This is a genomic window from Micromonospora sp. NPDC005806 (assembly GCF_042871425.1).
Classification (GTDB): Bacteria; Actinomycetota; Actinomycetes; order Mycobacteriales; family Micromonosporaceae; genus Micromonospora.
In genome coordinates this window covers 93672-109672 of record NZ_JBIAIL010000001.1, presented here as the reverse complement: position 1 = coordinate 109672, position 16001 = coordinate 93672, and the positions used below count along the sequence as shown (strand labels likewise).

Here is a 16001-nt window from a genome sequence, read left to right as displayed (position 1 = left end):
ATGGCGCGCCGAGCCGGCCGGTCCGTCTGCTCGACAGATTCTGGAGTCACCATGTCTTCGTCCACCCCGGACCCCGCTGATCCCGTCTTCCGGCTGCACGTCGGCGGCAAGCTGGCCGTCGCCTCCACCGTGCCGCTGACCAGCCGGGAGGACCTTTCCCTCGCGTACACCCCGGGCGTGGCCCGGGTCTGCGAGGCGATCGCCGCCGACCCCGACCTCGCCGACGACTACACCTGGGTGTCGCACACCGTCGCCGTGGTCACCGACGGCTCCGCCGTACTCGGCCTGGGCAACATCGGGCCGCGGGCGGCGCTGCCGGTGATGGAGGGCAAGGCGGTGCTCTTCAAGCAGTTCGCGGGCGTGGACGCGGTACCGATCTGCCTGGACACCCAGGACGTGGACGAGATCGTGGCGGCGGTGAAGGCGCTCGCCCCCTCGTTCGGTGGGATCAACCTGGAGGACATCAGCGCCCCGCGCTGCTTCGAGGTGGAGCGCCGGCTGGACGAGGCGCTGCCGATCCCGGTCTTCCACGACGACCAGCACGGCACCGCGATCGTGGTGCTGGCCGCGCTGCGCAACGCGGCGACCCTGCTCAACCGCAAGCTCGGCGACCTGCGGGTGGTGGTCAGCGGGGCCGGCGCGGCCGGCGTCGCGGTGACGAAGATGCTGGTCGCCGGAGGAGTGAACCCGGACCAGGTGGTGGTCTGCGACTCCAAGGGCATCATCGGCCGGCACCGCGAGCTGACCGGCGCCAAGGCGGAGTTGGCCGAGACCACCAACGCCGAGGGCCGGCAGGGTGACGTCACCGAGGCGCTGCGCGACGCGGATGTGCTGGTCGGCGTCTCCGGCGGGCAGATCCCCGAGGAGGCGGTGGCCGGGATGGCCCCGGACGGCATCGTCTTCGCCCTGGCCAACCCCACCCCGGAGGTGCACCCGGAGGTGGCCGCCCGGCACGTCGCGGTGGTCGCCACCGGTCGCAGCGACTACCCCAACCAGATCAACAACGTGCTCGCCTTCCCCGGCGTGTTCCGGGGTGCGCTGGACGCCCGGGCCACCCGGATCACCGACGGGATGAAGGTGGCCGCCGCCGACGCCATCGCCAACGTGGTCGCCGAGTCGCTGACCGCCGAGGCGATCGTGCCCTCTCCGCTGGACCCGCGGGTCGCCCCGGCGGTCGCCGAGGCCGTCGCCGAGGCCGCCCGCCGCGACGGGGTCGCCCGCCGCTGAACGGGGGGAAGGGGCCCTTCTTATCGCGTTTTGCACAGGAAGGGCCCCTTCTTAAGCGGGCGCTCAGCTTGTTACCGTGCCGACCATGCGTGCCGCCTATGCCTCGGCCTTCGACGCCGACAACCCGCTCGCCGCGCTCACCGTCGGCGACCGCCCCGAGCCGACCCACCCGCAGGACGACTGGGTCACCGTGCAGGTAAGGGCCAGCTCGCTCAACCACCACGACCTCTGGTCGCTGCGCGGGGTGGGCCTGAGCGCCGACCAGCTCCCGATGATCCTCGGCTGCGACGCGGTCGGCACCGACCCGGACGGCAACCAGGTGGTCATCTACCCCGTGGTGCCCACCCCGGGCGACCCACGCGGGGTCTCCATCCTCTCCGAGCACTTCCCGGGTACCTTCGCCGAGCGGGTGGCCGTACCCCGGGTGAACCTGCTGCCGCTGCCGGACGGCATGTCGCCCGCCGACGCGGCCTGCCTGCCCACGGCGTGGCTCACCGCGTGGCGGATGCTCACCACCAAGGGCCGGGTGGACGAGGGCGAGTCCGTGCTGGTCCAGGGGGCCGGCGGGGGCGTGGCCACCGCGGCCGTCGCGCTCGGCGTCGCGCTCGGCAAGCGGGTGTACGCGACCAGCCGGGACGCCGCCAAGCGGGAGCGGATCACCGAGCTGGGCGCGACCGCCCTGGAGCCCGGCGCCCGGCTGCCCGAACGGGTCGACGTGGTGATCGAGACGGTCGGTGCGGCCACCTTCGACCACTCGCTGAAGTCGGCCGCCCCGCTGGCCCGGATCGTGGTCTCCGGCGCCACCGCCGGGCACGAGCCCAAGGTCAACCTGCGCCGGGTCTTCGCCATGCAGCTGGAGATCGTGGGCACCTCGATGGGTACCCCGGACGAGCTCACCCAGCTGCTCGCGTTCTGCGCCGAGCGCGAGGTACGCCCGGTGGTGGACAGCGTGGTGCCGTTCAGCCGGATCGAGGAGGCGTTCGCCCGGCTGAACTCGGGTGAGGTCTTCGGCAAGGTGGTCGTCGACCACACCGCCTGAGCCCGCGCCGCCGCCCTGGACGGCCGCTCAGAGGTGGTCGTCCAGGGTGGCCAGGCCGCCCCGCGCGGCGTCGGCGGGGAGTCGCTTCTTCGCCGCCGCGTCGCCGTAGAGCGTCCAGCGGAGGAACTCGACCGTGGTGTCGGCGACCACCCGCAGCGCCGTCCCGTCGCTGAGCAGGGCCCGGCCGTGGTCGCCCTTCGGCAGGCTGAGCATGGCCTTCGGCCACGGCACCGCGTCGTAGACGGCCTTGCCGGAGGCGTAGCTCACCACCTCGTCGGCCTCCCCGTGCACGAAGAGCTGCGGCGCAGCCGCCCCGGCGAAGGCGGTGCCGACGCCGAGCGCCGTACCGGCGAAGACGATGCCGGCGTCCAGCCGCTCGTCCCGCCCGGCGGTGAAGAGCCCGATCGTGGTCACCCCGCCCGCGCTGTGCCCGGCCGCGGCCACCCGGTCCGGGTCCAGCCGGCCGCGCAGCGGGTCACCCGCCTTCCCGTTCAGCGCGAGCACCTGGGTCAGCGCGTACGACACGTCCGCGGGCTGGTTGAGCACGTCGAGCGGGTTGCCGTCACCACCGGCGCCGGTGTGCGGAAACTTCGGCGCGGCCACCACGAACCCGGCCGCCGCCCAGCGGCTCAGCAGCAGCTGGTAGTCCTCCGGCCGGCCGCCCAGCCCGTGACTGAACATCACCACCGGGAACCGCCCGACCGCGGCCGGCGCGGAACGCTCCGGGTCGCCGCCCGCGTCGCCCCGGGCCGGGTACCAGACGGTCACCGGCAGGGGGCGGTCACCGTCGCGGTTCAGCTGCAACTGGCGTACGCCGACCGCGAAGCTCTCGGCCGGGGCGTGCCCAGCGGCGACCCGCGGAGCCGGTGTGGTCGCCTTCGGCGGCGCGCTCGGCGCGGGCCGCTGCACCGGGGCGGCGCCGCCGGAGCAGCCGGCCAGACCGGCGGTCAGCAGCGCGGCGGTGACCAGGGCGGCAGGGCGACGGAGCATGAAGACGATTGTGCCTCGCGGTTGTGGCGGGCCGGCCCGACATCGGTCGAGCGTGAGCGGATCGGCACCCACCGCCAGCCCGTCCACCCGGCCGACGCTACCGCTCTCGGACGGCGGCGTGGGGGCTCAGGTTGGCAGGGCGCGGGTGGTGAGGGTGGTGGTGCCGGGGAGGAGCGCGTCGGCCGGCAGGCGGCGCAGTGCGGGACGGTCGTCGTACAAGGTCCCGCGGAGGAAGTCGACGGTGGTGGCCAGGACCTGGACGAAGCCGGGGCGGCCGGGGGTCAGGTACTCGCCGTGGCCCTGTCCGGGGAGGCTCAGGAAGGCGGCCGGCCCGAGGCTGCGGGCGTACGCCGCCCGGCCGACCGACTCCGGCACGATCGGGTCGGCGGCGCCGTGCACGAACAGCAGCGGCGCGACCGGCCCGGCGAAGCTGCCGGCCAACCCACCGCCGGCGAGCACGATGCCGGCGCGCAGTCGCGTCGAGTGTCCGGAGGTGAACATGCCGGCCGTGGTGAACCCGCCCGCCGAGTGCCCGGCCGCGGCGATCCGGGCGACGTCCAGATGGCCGGCGAGCGGGTCGGCGGGGCGGGTGTCGAGGCGTACCAGGTGGCGGATCAGCCGCCACCCGTCGGCGGGCTGGTTGCGCACGTCGGCCCGGGTGAAGTCCCGGGCCCGCAGGTTGGTCCGCGGAAAGGTCGGCGCGGCCACCAAAAACCCGGCGGCGGCCCAGCGGGTGGTCAGCGGCGCGTGCAACTCGGGGAGGCTGCGCAGCCCGTGGCTGTAGACCACCACGGGGAACCGCCCGGCGGCCACCGGCGCGCCCGGCCGGACGACCGGGTCGGCAGCGGCGGCGGGAGGCGCCGGTTTGGCGGACTCCGTCGGGTACCAGACGGTGACCGGCAGCGGCCGCGGGCCGCCCGGGTCGACGACGAACTGCCGCATCCCGACCGCGTACGCCCGTTGCGGGGCGTGCCGGACGGTGGCCGGGTACGGGTCGTCGGTCGCGGCGATGGCCGGACCGCAGCCTGCGAGCAGCGCCGTCACCAGCGCGGCGACCAGCCGCTGCACCCTCACGCCTTCACGGTAGGCACCGGGTGGCCGGCCCGGCCCCGCCGTCCGGCCCGGCTGCCGCCGCCACCCGGCCGGCGCGTGCCTCCACCGACCGGACCGGTTCGCCGGCGCCCGGCCCGCCGGGACCCCTGCGGGTGGACGCGCTTCGCTAGGGTCACGCGCATGGCTGAGAACTACACCGACCCGAGTGGCAACACGGCGCAGTTCCGCGCCTTCGTCGAGTCCCCCGAGCCGGCCGCGGCGGCGCCGGCCCCGTCCCGGCTGCCGCTGATCGCCGGCATCGGCGTCGCCGTCGTGGTGATCGCCCTGGTCGCCTGGTTGGCGTTGGGCTGACCGTGCCGGACGGGACGGGTCCGCGCCGCTGCTGCCCCGGACCCTGACGGGCGGGCGGATCAGCGCTCGGCGGCCAGCACGTCCCGGGTCTCCCGGGCGATCTCCCGCTCCTCGTCGGTGCTGATCACGCAGACTGTGACCTCGGCGCCGGCCGGGGAGATCACCCGGTCGCCCCGGCCCGCGTTGCGTGCCGGGTCGACCGCGATGCCCAGCCGCTCCAGGCCGGCCAGCGACGCCTCCCGGACCGGCGCGGCGTGCTCGCCCACCCCGGCCGTGAAGGCGACCGCGTCGACCCGTCCGAGCAGGGCGTAGTACCCGCCCAGGTAGCCCTTGATCCGGTGGCAGTAGACATCGAAGGCCAGCGCCGCGGCGGCGTCCCCGGCGTCCCGGCGGGCCAGCACCTCGCGCATGTCGTTCGCCCCGGTCAGGCCGAGCAGGCCGCTGCGGTGGTTGAGCAGGTCGTCGATGTCGTCCACCCCCATCCCGGCCTCGCGACGCAGGTGGAAGATGACCGTCGGGTCCAGGTCGCCGCTGCGGGTGCCCATCACCAGGCCCTCCAGCGGGGACATGCCCATCGAGGTGGCCACGCTCCGCCCGCCCTGGACCGCGCAGGCGCTCGCCCCGTTGCCGAGGTGCAGGGTGATGATGTTCAGGTCCGCGTACGGCCGGTCCAGCAGTTCGGCGGTGCGCCGCGACACGTACGCGTGCGACGTGCCGTGGAAGCCGTACCGGCGGACGCCGTACCGCTCGGCGGTCTCCCGGTCGATCGCGTACATGGCGGCGGCCTCGGGCAGCGTGTGGTGGAACGCGGTGTCGAAGACGGCGACCTGCGGGGTGTCCGGCAGTGCCTCCCGGGCCACCCGGATGCCGGCCAGGTTCGCCGGGTTGTGCAGCGGCGCGAGCGGGACGAGTTCTTCGATCGCGGCGAACACCCGGTCGTCGATCAGCGCCGGGGTGGTGAACTTCCGGCCGCCGTGCACCACCCGGTGCCCGACCCCGGCCAGTCCGTTGAGGTCGAGCCGCTCGATGATCTCGCGTACCGCGGTCTCGTGGTCGGCAGGCCCGCCGCCCGGTTCGCCGATCCGCTCGACGGTGCCCTTGTCCTGGATCTCGTCGCCGTCGTACAGCCGGTACTTGACCGACGAGGACCCGCAATTGAGGACGAGGATGCGGCTCATGAGGACTCTCCGGCGGCGGCCTGGATGGCGGTGATCGCCACGGTGTTGACGATGTCCGGCACGGTGGCCCCCCGGGACAGGTCGTTGACCGGGCGGCGCAGGCCCTGGATGACCGGCCCGACCGCTACCGCGCCGGCCGAGCGCTGCACCGCCTTGTAGGTGTTGTTGCCGGTGTTCAGGTCCGGGAAGATGAACACCGTCGCCCGCCCCGCCACCGGGCTGTCCGGCAGCTTGGTGGCCGCGACCTGCGGGTCGATCGCCGCGTCGTACTGGATCGGGCCCTCCACCAGCAGCTCCGGCCGCCGCGACCGGACCACCTTGGTGGCCGCCGCGACCTTCTCCACGTCCGCGCCGAAGCCCGAGTCGCCGGTCGAGTACGACAGCATCGCCACCCGCGGCTCGATGCCGAACCGGGCCGCGGTGTCAGCCGACGAGATGGCGATGTCGGCGAGTTGGGCGGCGTCCGGATCCCGGTTGATCGCGCAGTCCCCGTAGACCAGCACCCGGTCGGCGAGCAGCATGAAGAAGACGCTGGAGGCGACCGAGACACCCGGCACGGTCCGGATGATCTCGAACGCCGGCCGGATGGTGGCCGCCGTGGTGTGGGTGGCCCCGGAGACCATGCCGTCCGCCCGCCCGGTCTGCACCATCATGGTGCCGAAGTAGTTGGACTGGGCCACGATGTCGTGGGCCAGCTCGACCGTCGCGCCCCGGTGGGCGCGCAGCTTCGCGTACCGGTCGGCGAACTCCTCCCGCCACTCGCTGGTCATCGGGTCGACCACCTGGGCGTCGCGGATGTCGATGCCCAGCTCCCGGGTACGCCGGGCGACGTCCTCGGGCCGGCCGAGCAGGGTCAGGTCGGCCACGCCCCGGCGCAGCAGGATCTCCGTCGCCCGCAGGATGCGTTCGTCCGTACCCTCCGGCAGCACCAGCCGGCGGCGCTGCGTCCGGGCCCGGTCGATCAGGTCGTTCTCGAACATCAGCGGGGTGACCCGCTCGGAGCGACTGACCCGCAGCCGGCGGGCCAGGTCGACGGTGTCCACGCAGCGTTCGAAGGCGCCGAGCGCGGCCTCCACCTTGCGCGGGTTCGCCGTGCTGGGCCGGCCCTCGATCCGGCTGGACGCGGCCACCGTGTCGTAGCTGTCGCTGGTCACCGACAGCACAGCCAGTCCGGTGTTCAGCCGCTCGACCAGCCGCATCGCCCGCGGGTCGGGCTGCTCGCCGAGGGTGAGCACCAGCCCGGCCACCGACACCTGCCCGGCCACGTGCGCGGCGCTCGCCGCCACCAGCAGGTCGTCCCGGTCGCCGGGGGTGATCACCAGCGCTCCGTCGGTCAGATGGTCCAGCAGGGTGGGCACGTGCGCGGCGCCCACCACGTAGTCGAGCACGTCCCGGTCGAGCGCGGCGTCGTCGCCGGAGAGCAGAGTGGCGCCGAGCGCCGCCGCCACCTCGGCCACCGTCGGTGCCGACACGGCCGGCACCTCCGGGATCGCGTACGCGGGGACCGGCAGCTCGGGCAGAGTCATCGGCCCGGGCACCCGGTTGGCGACCACCGCCACCACCGTCGCACCCAGGTCCTCCAGGTCGTGGTACGCACCGCGGACCGCCGCCGCGATCGCCTCGGGCTGCTGGCCGAACCCGTCGACCACCGGCACCACCACGCTGCTGAACTCGGTGGCCAGCCGGGCGTTGAAGGCCAGCTCGCGCGGCCCGGCCCCGTCCCCGCCGGCGAAGTCGCTGCCCACCACGACCACCGCCGGGCAGCGCCGCTCGACCTCCCGGTAGCGGGCCACGATCCGGGAGATCAGCTCCTCCCGCCGGCCGTCCGCGACCAGCGCGGTGGCCTCCGCGTACGTCGAGCCGTGCAGCTCGTCGACCGGGAGCTCCACCCGGTAGCGCTCGGTGAGCAGGGCGAGGATCTGGTCGGGACCCGTGCCCGCGACCAGCGGCCGGAACGCGCCGATCCGCTCGACCTGGCGCGACAGCAGTTCGGCCAGCCCGAGCGCGACCGTCGACTTGCCCCCGCCCGACCCCACGCTGGTCAGATACACGCTGCGCGCCACGACCTCACGCTACAAGATCAGGGTGCCCCTCGCCCGGGTCCTTGGGCCCGGGGCCGACGGCCTGTTCCCGCTCAGGACGAGGCCGGCGCGGCGGGCCGGGGGCCCGGGTCCCTGATCTCCTCGATGGGCTGCGCGGCCCGGAACAGCGCGTCGCTCTTCGCCACCCAGGCCGCACCGAAGGCGAACACGGCGACCGTCTCGCACCACAGCACCGGCTTGAGCGTGTGCCGGACGTCCGCGGAAAGCTGCGTGCTGGCCAGCGCGAGCGCGATCGCCACCAGGATGAGCCCGCCGCAGACGCGGTAGATCCGAACGGCCGACGGGGACGGTGGCACCCCGACCCGGTCCGGCCGGGTGAACAGGACGAGACAGAAGACGGCGAGGAGCAGGAAGAGCCCTGCGGCGGCGCCTTGGTGCACCACGCCGACCGACCGGTCGCTGTGGCTGGTGGTGCCGGCCGGCGCGCCCACCGTGGTGGGAAAGAGCGCCACCGCGATCGCCAGGACCCCGGCGATGCTGCCCAGCACGTCGTCCGGCCGGCGGTACCGGTAGGCGATCAGGAACACCCCGACGGCGCACAGCGAGCCGACGAAGATGTCGCGCATCTCGGTGTGGTAGTAGCCGCTGAGCGAGTCGAGCAGGGTGAGCCGGCCGGCGGCGATCAGGTGACCGACCACCAGCACGACCGGCAGTGCGATGCCGACAGCTCCGATGCCGAGGCGGAGGCGGCGGACCGTCACCGCGTCCTGCGGCGGCTTGCGGGGTTCGGTGTTCATGTCCGCCTCCCTGGCGTCGGGCGGCGTGTGGTCCGGCGCGTCCTCGTCGGACCCTGGACGCTGCTCTCCAGTGGACGCGACGGGTGGGGTCCGCGTCAACCGTCGGCTCGCCCATCGGGCGTCATCCGCCGACGGGCGCCAGTTCCCGTTCGTACACCTGCCCGGTCAGGTCCGTGCCGAAGCTGTGGTGCGGTTCCTCCTGGATCAGTCGGAAGCCGCGGGAGAGGTAGATCCGGCGGGCGGCGACCAGGGGGTGATTGGTCCAGAGCCGCATCCGGGTGTAGCCCGCCCGCTGGGCGAAGGCGAGGCACTCGTCGACCAGCCGGCCGCCGAGACGCCGTCCCCGGGCCGCGGGGTCGACCAGCAGGATCCGCAGCTGCGCCGTCCGGTCGTCCGCCGCCACGCAGAAGACGCAGCCCACTCGCTCACCGTCGACCTCGGCGATCCACGCGGCCTCCCGTGCCGGGTCGTGGTCGGCCGCGTAGTCGGCGACGATCCGCGCCACGAGCGCCTCGAAGCTGGTGTCCCAGCCGAACTCGGCGGCGTACCTCTCGCCGTGGGCCATCACCACCCACCCGAGGTCGCCGGGACGGCTCAGCGGACGAATCAGGATCTCCTCGCTCATCGACACCCCTCCACTACTGAAACACTCGTTTCAGTGGCAGAGTAGCGCCGTGAGCCAGCACGAGCGACCCCCCAGCGCCCGCCGGACGGAACTGCTGGAGCGGGCGTACCGGTACGCGGTGGAGCACGGGCTGGCGGAGCTGTCGCTGCGCCCGCTCGCCGCCGCCATCGGGTCCAGCCCCCGGGTCCTGCTCTTTCTCTTCGGCTCCAAGGACGAGCTGATCCGTGCTCTGCTCGCCCGGGCCAGGACGGACGAACTGGCCGCGCTCCGGCGGGTCCGGGAGGCCGGGGGGCCCGACGACTTCGCCGCTGCGGTGCGGACGACCTGGGCCTGGCTCGTGGCTCCGGCGCACCGCCCGATGCTGGTCCTCTGGGTCCAGGCGTACGCCCGCTCGCTGAGCGAGCCGGACGGGCCGTGGGCGGGGTTCGCCCGGCAGACGGTGGAGGACTGGCTCGGGCTGCTCGCCGAGGTCCAGGCTGGGGCCGACGGCGGCCACGACATCGGCGGCAGGGATCCGGCCCTCGGCCTGGCGGTGCTGCGCGGTGCCCTGCTCGATCTGCTGGCCACCGGCGACGCCGAGCGCACGACGGCGGTCGTCGAACGGTACCTGCGCCTGGTCGGGGCGGCGGACCGCTGAACCCGGGCCGGGGTCACGACCTACTCGTCGTCCTCGTCGTCGAGGCGGGCCAGCCAGGTGGCGAAGCGCTCGATCGGCGTCTCGAACTCCGGGTTCAGGTCGACGAAGTCGCGCAGCCGCTCGCCGAGCCACTCCATGGTGACCTGCTCGTCACCCCGACGCTCGACCAGCTCCTCGATGCCACGGTCGGTGAAGTACATGTGCGTCCTCTCGGAAAGGGGCCGCCACGCGACCGGGGCAGCGGCCGTCGTACGGTCGCTGCCCCGGTGCTGGCGGTGCGGTCAGGTCACGGGCGGGGGAGGGCCGCCTCGATCAGCGCGGACTGCTCGACCTCGTGCATCTTCGCCGAGCCGACCGACGGGGCGGCGGCGGCCGGCCGGGAGATGCGACGCAGCCGGACCTCGGGCAGGTGCTCCAGCAGGTTCAGCGCGACGAACGACCAGGCGCCCTGGTTGGCCGGCTCCTCCTGGACCCAGGCGAAGTCCTCGGCGTTCGGGTACTGCGCCAGGGCCGCCCGGACCTCCTCGACGGGCAGCGGGTAGAGCTGCTCCATCCGGATGATCGCGGTGTCCGTGACGCCCCGCTCCTGCCGGGCCTGGAACAGGTCGTAGTAGACCTTGCCCGAGCAGAGCAGCACCCGCTTCACCTGCTCCCGCGCCGGGGCGGCGGTGTCGGCCAGGACGGGTTGGAAGGTGCCCGTGGTGAAGTCCTCCACCGACGACACGCCGAGCTTGTGCCGCAGCAGCGACTTCGGCGTGAACACCACCAGCGGCTTGCGCTTCGGCGAGAGCGCCTGGCGACGCAGCAGGTGGAAGTAGCTCGCCGGGGTGGTCGGGATGGCCACCCGCATGTTGTCCTCGGCGCAGAGCTGCAGGAACCGCTCCGGGCGGCCGGAGGTGTGGTCCGGACCCTGGCCCTCGTGGCCGTGCGGCAGCAGCAGGGTGACGGCGGAGCGCTGGCCCCACTTCACCTCGCCGGAGGAGATGAACTCGTCGATCACCGACTGGGCGCCGTTGACGAAGTCACCGAACTGGGCCTCCCAGCAGACCAGCGCGTTGACGTTCTCCACCGAGTAGCCGTACTCGAAGCCCATGGCCGCGTACTCGGAGAGCAGCGAGTCGTGCACGAAGAAGCGCGACCGCTCGCCGTCGGCGGTGAGCGACTTCAGCGGCAGGTAGTCGTCGCCGGTCTTCGCGTCGACGACCGAGGCGTGCCGCTGGACGAAGGTGCCGCGGCGGGAGTCCTGCCCGGCGAGCCGGACGGTGACCCCGTCGTGCAGCAGCGAGCCGAACGCGATGATCTCGCCGTAACCCCAGTCGATGTTGCCCTCGACGGACATCTTGGCCCGGCGGTCGAGCAGCTGCTGGATCCGCTTGTGCGGGGTGAAGCCCTCCGGCAGGTTGACGTGCGCCTCGCCGATCGCCTTGACGACGGCGGCGTCGGTGGCGGTCTCGACCTGCGGCTCCGGCTCCACCAGCCGGGGCGGCCGGCTGAGCTGGCGCGGCGAGGTGGCCGCGTCCCGGGTGGCCTTGAAGACCCGCTCGAGCTGCGCCTGGTAGTCCCGCAGCAGCTCCTCCGCGTCCTCCACGGTGATGTCACCCCGCCCGATCAGCTCCTCGGTGTAGAGCTTCCGGACCGACCGCTTCGAGTCGATGATCTGGTACATCTGCGGGTTGGACATCGACGGGTCGTCGCCCTCGTTGTGCCCGCGCCGGCGGTAGCAGACCATGTCGATCACGACGTCCTTGTTGAACGCCTGCCGGTACTCGAAGGCGAGTCGGGCAACCCGGACGACGGCCTCGGGGTCGTCGCCGTTGACGTGGAAGATCGGCGCCTGGATCATTCGGGCCACGTCGGTGCTGTAGAGGCTGGACCGGCTGTACTCCGGGGCGGTGGTGAAGCCGACCTGGTTGTTGACCACCACGTGCACCGTGCCGCCGGTGCGGTAGCCGCGCAGCTGCGACAGGTTGAGCGTCTCGGCGACCACGCCCTGGCCGGCGAAGGCGGCGTCACCGTGCACCGCCAGCGGCAGCACGGTGTAGCCCTCCAGCTTGAGGTCGATCCGGTCCTGCTTGGCCCGGACGATGCCCTCCAGCACCGGGTCCACGGCCTCCAGGTGCGACGGGTTGGCCACCACCGACACCTTGACCGCGTGCGCGCCGTCCGGAGTGGTGAACTTGCCGTTCTGGCCGAGGTGGTACTTCACGTCGCCCGAGCCCTGGGTCGAGCGCGGGTCGAGGTGCCCCTCGAACTCCGAGAAGATCTTCTCGTACGGCTTGCCGACGATGTTGGCCAGCACGTTGAGCCGGCCGCGGTGGGCCATGCCGATGACGACCTCGTCCAGCCCACCCTCGGCGGAGCACTCCAGCATCTCGCCGAGCAGCGGGATCAGCGACTCGCCGCCCTCCAGCGAGAAGCGCTTCTGGCCGACGTACTTGGTCTGCAGGAAGGTCTCGAACGCCTCGGCCGCGTTGAGCCGGTTGAGCACGTGCTTCTGCTCGTCCGGGGTCGGCTTCTCGTACTTGCGCTCGACCCGCTCCTGGATCCAGCGCCGCTCCTCCGGGTCCTGGATGTGCATGTACTCGATGCCGACCCGGCGGCAGTACGAGTCGCGCAGCACGCCGAGGATCGAGCGCAGCTTCATCCGCTGCAGGCCGGCGAAGCCGTTGACCGGGAAGACCCGGTCCAGGTCCCACAGGGTCAGCCCGTGCTGGAGGACGTCCAGGTCCGGGTGCTTGCGGATCTTGAACTCCAGCGGGTCGGTGTCGGCCATCAGGTGGCCGCGCACCCGGTACGCGTGGATCAGCTCGTGCACCCGGGCGGTCTTGTTGATCTGGCCCTCGCTGTCGACGGCCACGTCCCGCACCCAGCGCACCGGCTCGTAGGGGATGCGCAGCGAGGTGAAGATCTCGTCGTAGAAGCCGCGCTCGCCGAGCAGCAGCTCGTGCATCACCTTCAGGAACTCGCCGGACTGGGCACCCTGGATGATCCGGTGGTCGTACGTGCTGGTCAGCGTGATGATCTTGCTGACCGCCAGCTCGGCCAGGGTCGCCTCGCTCATGCCCTGGTACGGCGCCGGGTACTCCATGGCGCCGACGCCGATGATGGCGCTCTGCCCCTGCATCAGGCGCGGGATCGAGTGGACCGTGCCGATGCCGCCCGGGTTCGTCAGCGAGATGGTGGTGCCGGCGTAGTCCTCCATGGTCAGCTCGTTGCGGCGGGCGCGCCGGACCACGTCCTCGTACGCCTGCCAGAACTGCCGGAAGTCCATCTGCTCGCAGGCCTTGATGGACGGGACGACCAGGTTGCGTGAGCCGTCCGGCTTGACCAGGTCGATCGCGATGCCCAGGTTGACGTGCTCCGGGCGGACCATCGCCGGCTTGCCGTCGACCTCGGCGAAGGAGTTGTTCATCTCCGGGTGCTCGACTAGCGCCCGGACCATCGCGTAGCCGATCAGGTGGGTGAAGCTGACCTTGCCGCCCCGGCCGCGGGCCAGGTGGTTGTTGATGACGATGCGGTTGTCCACCAGCAGCTTCGCCGGGACCGAGCGGACGCTGGTCGCGGTCGGCACGGCGAGCGAGGCGTCCATGTTCTGGACGATCTTGGCGGCCACCCCGCGCAAGGGGGTGGTGCCGGCGGCGCTCACGGTCGGGGCCTTGGCGGCCGGCTTCGCCGGGGGGGCCTTGGCGGCCGGCTTGGCGGCGGCCTGCTGAGCCGGCTGGGCGGCCTGCTGCGCCGGCCTCGCCGGGGCGGGAGCGGCCTTGGCGGCCGGCTGCTGAGTGACGGTGGCGGCGGGCTCCTGCTGCTCACCCGGCTCCGGGCGGGCGGCCGGCGCGGCCTGGCCGTCCGGGCGCGGGGTGGCGGCGCCGGGGGCGGGTCGGTAGTCGGCGAAGAAATCGTGCCAGGCCGAGTCGACGCTCGAGGGGTCGGCGAGATAGCGCTGGTACATCTCCTCGACGATCCACTCATTCGGGCCGAAACCCGCCAGTGGGTTCTCCTGCGATGTCTGCTGGGTCGACACGGCCGCTGATCGCCTCTTTCACGCGGGTTCGTAAGGTCACGCGGGGTCGTCCGGCACCCGAACAGGGGCACGGAGGACGGGTCCCAGGCTACGCCGTGCGAATGGCGCAGGCATTCTCGCCTCCGGCTGGTGGTCCGTTTCACAGAAGACGCCAGAAGTTCGGCAATCGCTGCGTGTTCCGTCCGCTCCTGGTATGTGACGAACGGCCCCGGTCGGTGACGGGGGTCACCGGCCGGGGCCGCGTCGGGTAGCCGACTCAGGAGATGTCGCGCCGGCGGATGGTCAGCACGCCGATCACGCCGGCCACGACGGCGTACCCGATCAGCACGGCGGCCCCGGCCCAGCGCGGCGGGTTGCCCGGGATCTCGGTCCCGCTGACCATCAGCGACGACGCCAGCGAGGGCACCAGCAGTTGGAGCTTGTTGATCCAGTCGCCGAACTTCTGGGCCAGCAGGCCGATCGCGATCGCGGCGCCGATGGTGCCGCCCAGGTAGAGCAGGATGCCGGTCACCGTCGCGCCGATCTGGCTGCGGATCAGCACGCCGATGCCGACGCCCAGCACCGACCAGAGCAGGTAGGCCAGCCCGTTGAGGGCCACCGCCCGCCAGACCGCCCCGCTGTCGAGGTGCGCCCCGACGTCCACCGCGTTCAGGATCAGCGGACCGAACACCAGGTTGAGGAGGGTGGTGCCCAGCCAGAAGAACAGCGCCAGCACGCCCGCGGCGGCCAGCTTGGCCAGCATCACCGCGGTGCGGTGCGGCGCGGTGAGGAACGTGGTGGTCACCGTCTGGTGGAAGAACTCGCTGGTCACCACGACGATGCCGAGCAGCATCACGATGAGCAGGCCGAAGAACTGACCGTTGGTGTAGATGTTGGCGGCCAGGCTGGCCGCGCTGCGCACCGCCTCCAGCTGGTCGGCCTGGTCGGCCGGCACGTCGCCCATGTTCCCGCTGGTCAGCGTCTCGGCCTGCAACCAGTTGAAGAGCAGGGCGAGGGCCCAGAGCGGCAGGGTGATCAGTCCGAAGATCCACCAGGTGTTCGTGGTGCGGATCTTGAGCAGCTCGGATCGGACCAGGTTCATCGGATCTCCGCCTTTCCGGCCGTCAGTTCGAGGAAGACCCCCTCCAGGTCGGGGCGCTCGGTGGTCAGCTCGTGCAGCTCCACCTTGGCGGCCAGCGCCAGCCGGCCGACGGTCGGCGCGTCCACCCCGGTCACCAGCAGCACGCCGTGCCCGTCGGCGTCGACCGTGGCGGACTGCTCGCGCAGCGCCGCGGTCAGCTCCTCGGCCTGCGGGGTGCGGACCCGCACCCGGGTGCCGTGCGTCATCGAGCCGATCACCTGATCCACCGGCCCCTGCCGGACCAGCTTGCCGGCCGCGATGATCACCACGTCATCGGCGAGCAGCTGCATCTCGGAGAGCAGGTGGCTGGAGACCAGCACCGTCCGCCCCTCCGCGGCCAGCCCCTTGAGGAAGCCGCGCATCCAGCGGATCCCCTCCGGGTCCAGGCCGTTGGCCGGCTCGTCGAGGATGAGCACCTGCGGGTTGCCCAGCATCGCGGCGGCGATCCCGAGCCGCTGCTTCATGCCCAGCGAGTAGCCCTTGAACTTGCGCTTCGCCGCCGGGGTGAGCCCGACCAGCGCGAGCGCCTCGTCGGCCCGCTGCCGGGGCAGGCCGGCGGCCGCGCAGATCACCCGCAGGTGGTTGATCCCGGTCCGGCCCTTGTGCGCGCTCGACGCCTCTAGCACCGCGCCGACCGAGCGCAGCGGGTCGGTCAGGTCGGCGTACCGCCGGCCGCCGATGGTGGCCTCGCCGGCGGTCGGCGTGACCAGATTGAGCAACATACGCAGGGTGGTCGTCTTGCCGGCGCCGTTCGGGCCGAGGAAGCCGGTCACCCGTCCCGGCTCGACGGTGAAGGACAGATCGTCCACCGCCCGGACGTTCTTGTACTGCTTCGACAGTCCGGACACCACGATCTGGCCGGTCCCGGCGTTGGGGCTCCACTGCCCGTCGGACATCGTTCTCCTCTCCTGCCACGGCGCG

At 72.7% G+C, this 16001-nt stretch carries 14 protein-coding genes; 4 read left to right on the top strand and 10 right to left on the bottom strand.

Annotated features, from left to right (window positions below):
- Positions 1-51 precede the first annotated feature (51 nt).
- Together ACFYOS_RS00490 and ACFYOS_RS00485 are read left to right on the top strand one after the other, a co-directional pair.
- Complete coding sequence (locus ACFYOS_RS00490) at positions 52-1227, top strand: NADP-dependent malic enzyme (protein ID WP_387134326.1); 1176 nt, start codon at positions 52-54, stop codon at positions 1225-1227.
- Positions 1228-1303: 76 nt separating this feature from the next.
- Positions 1304-2266, top strand: a complete 963-nt coding sequence (locus ACFYOS_RS00485; protein WP_387134323.1) for a zinc-binding dehydrogenase — start codon at positions 1304-1306, stop codon at positions 2264-2266.
- A gap of 27 nt (positions 2267-2293) precedes the next feature.
- Here ACFYOS_RS00485 and ACFYOS_RS00480 read toward each other — a convergent pair whose 3' ends face one another.
- Together ACFYOS_RS00480 and ACFYOS_RS00475 are read right to left on the bottom strand one after the other, a co-directional pair.
- Entirely contained in the window at positions 2294-3256 is a 963-nt protein-coding gene (locus ACFYOS_RS00480) for an alpha/beta hydrolase family protein (protein WP_387134320.1), read from the bottom strand.
- A 126-nt stretch (positions 3257-3382) separates the two neighbouring features.
- Positions 3383-4330, bottom strand: coding sequence for an alpha/beta hydrolase family protein (locus ACFYOS_RS00475; protein WP_387134318.1), 948 nt, complete (start codon positions 4328-4330; stop codon positions 3383-3385).
- 159 nt (positions 4331-4489) lie between these two features.
- Here ACFYOS_RS00475 and ACFYOS_RS00470 point away from each other — a divergent pair, with 159 nt between their 5' ends.
- Entirely contained in the window at positions 4490-4660 is a 171-nt protein-coding gene (locus ACFYOS_RS00470; RefSeq protein WP_387134316.1) for a hypothetical protein, read from the top strand.
- A 59-nt stretch (positions 4661-4719) separates the two neighbouring features.
- Here the strand turns inward: ACFYOS_RS00470 and ACFYOS_RS00465 are convergent, their stop codons facing one another.
- The 4 genes from ACFYOS_RS00465 to ACFYOS_RS00450 all read right to left on the bottom strand — a co-directional run bounded on the left by ACFYOS_RS00465 (position 4720) and on the right by ACFYOS_RS00450 (position 9302).
- The gene (locus ACFYOS_RS00465; RefSeq protein ID WP_387134314.1) at positions 4720-5838 is read right to left on the bottom strand and encodes an acetate/propionate family kinase; all 1119 of its coding nucleotides are present in this window, start codon (positions 5836-5838) and stop codon (positions 4720-4722) included.
- Complete coding sequence (pta, locus tag ACFYOS_RS00460; protein WP_387134312.1) at positions 5835-7901, bottom strand: phosphate acetyltransferase; 2067 nt, start codon at positions 7899-7901, stop codon at positions 5835-5837. Before pta ends, ACFYOS_RS00465 begins: the two co-directional genes overlap by 4 nt.
- A gap of 71 nt (positions 7902-7972) precedes the next feature.
- Positions 7973-8677: a DUF998 domain-containing protein gene (locus ACFYOS_RS00455; RefSeq protein ID WP_387134309.1), complete on the bottom strand. Its 705-nt coding sequence runs from the start codon at positions 8675-8677 to the stop codon at positions 7973-7975.
- A 121-nt stretch (positions 8678-8798) separates the two neighbouring features.
- Positions 8799-9302 (bottom strand): GNAT family N-acetyltransferase, encoded by a 504-nt coding sequence (locus tag ACFYOS_RS00450; RefSeq protein ID WP_387134306.1) that lies wholly within the window; start codon positions 9300-9302, stop codon positions 8799-8801.
- A gap of 49 nt (positions 9303-9351) precedes the next feature.
- Between ACFYOS_RS00450 and ACFYOS_RS00445 the strand changes: the two genes are divergently transcribed.
- On the top strand, positions 9352-9939 hold the full coding sequence (locus tag ACFYOS_RS00445) for a TetR family transcriptional regulator (protein ID WP_387134303.1): 588 nt from the start codon (positions 9352-9354) through the stop codon (positions 9937-9939).
- Between the two features lie 20 nt (positions 9940-9959).
- On the opposite strand, the gene ACFYOS_RS00440 is transcribed toward ACFYOS_RS00445, so the two are convergent.
- The 4 genes from ACFYOS_RS00440 to ACFYOS_RS00425 form a co-directional block, all read right to left on the bottom strand.
- Positions 9960-10139, bottom strand: a complete 180-nt coding sequence (locus ACFYOS_RS00440; protein WP_387134301.1) for a DUF6104 family protein — start codon at positions 10137-10139, stop codon at positions 9960-9962.
- 86 nt (positions 10140-10225) lie between these two features.
- Positions 10226-13960, bottom strand: coding sequence for a multifunctional oxoglutarate decarboxylase/oxoglutarate dehydrogenase thiamine pyrophosphate-binding subunit/dihydrolipoyllysine-residue succinyltransferase subunit (locus ACFYOS_RS00435; RefSeq protein ID WP_387134298.1), 3735 nt, complete (start codon positions 13958-13960; stop codon positions 10226-10228).
- 256 nt (positions 13961-14216) lie between these two features.
- Positions 14217-15041 (bottom strand): ABC transporter permease, encoded by an 825-nt coding sequence (locus ACFYOS_RS00430; protein ID WP_387134295.1) that lies wholly within the window; start codon positions 15039-15041, stop codon positions 14217-14219.
- Positions 15038-15976, bottom strand: a complete 939-nt coding sequence (locus ACFYOS_RS00425; RefSeq protein WP_387134292.1) for an ABC transporter ATP-binding protein — start codon at positions 15974-15976, stop codon at positions 15038-15040. Before ACFYOS_RS00425 ends, ACFYOS_RS00430 begins: the two co-directional genes overlap by 4 nt.
- Between the last annotated feature and the right edge of the window lie 25 nt (positions 15977-16001).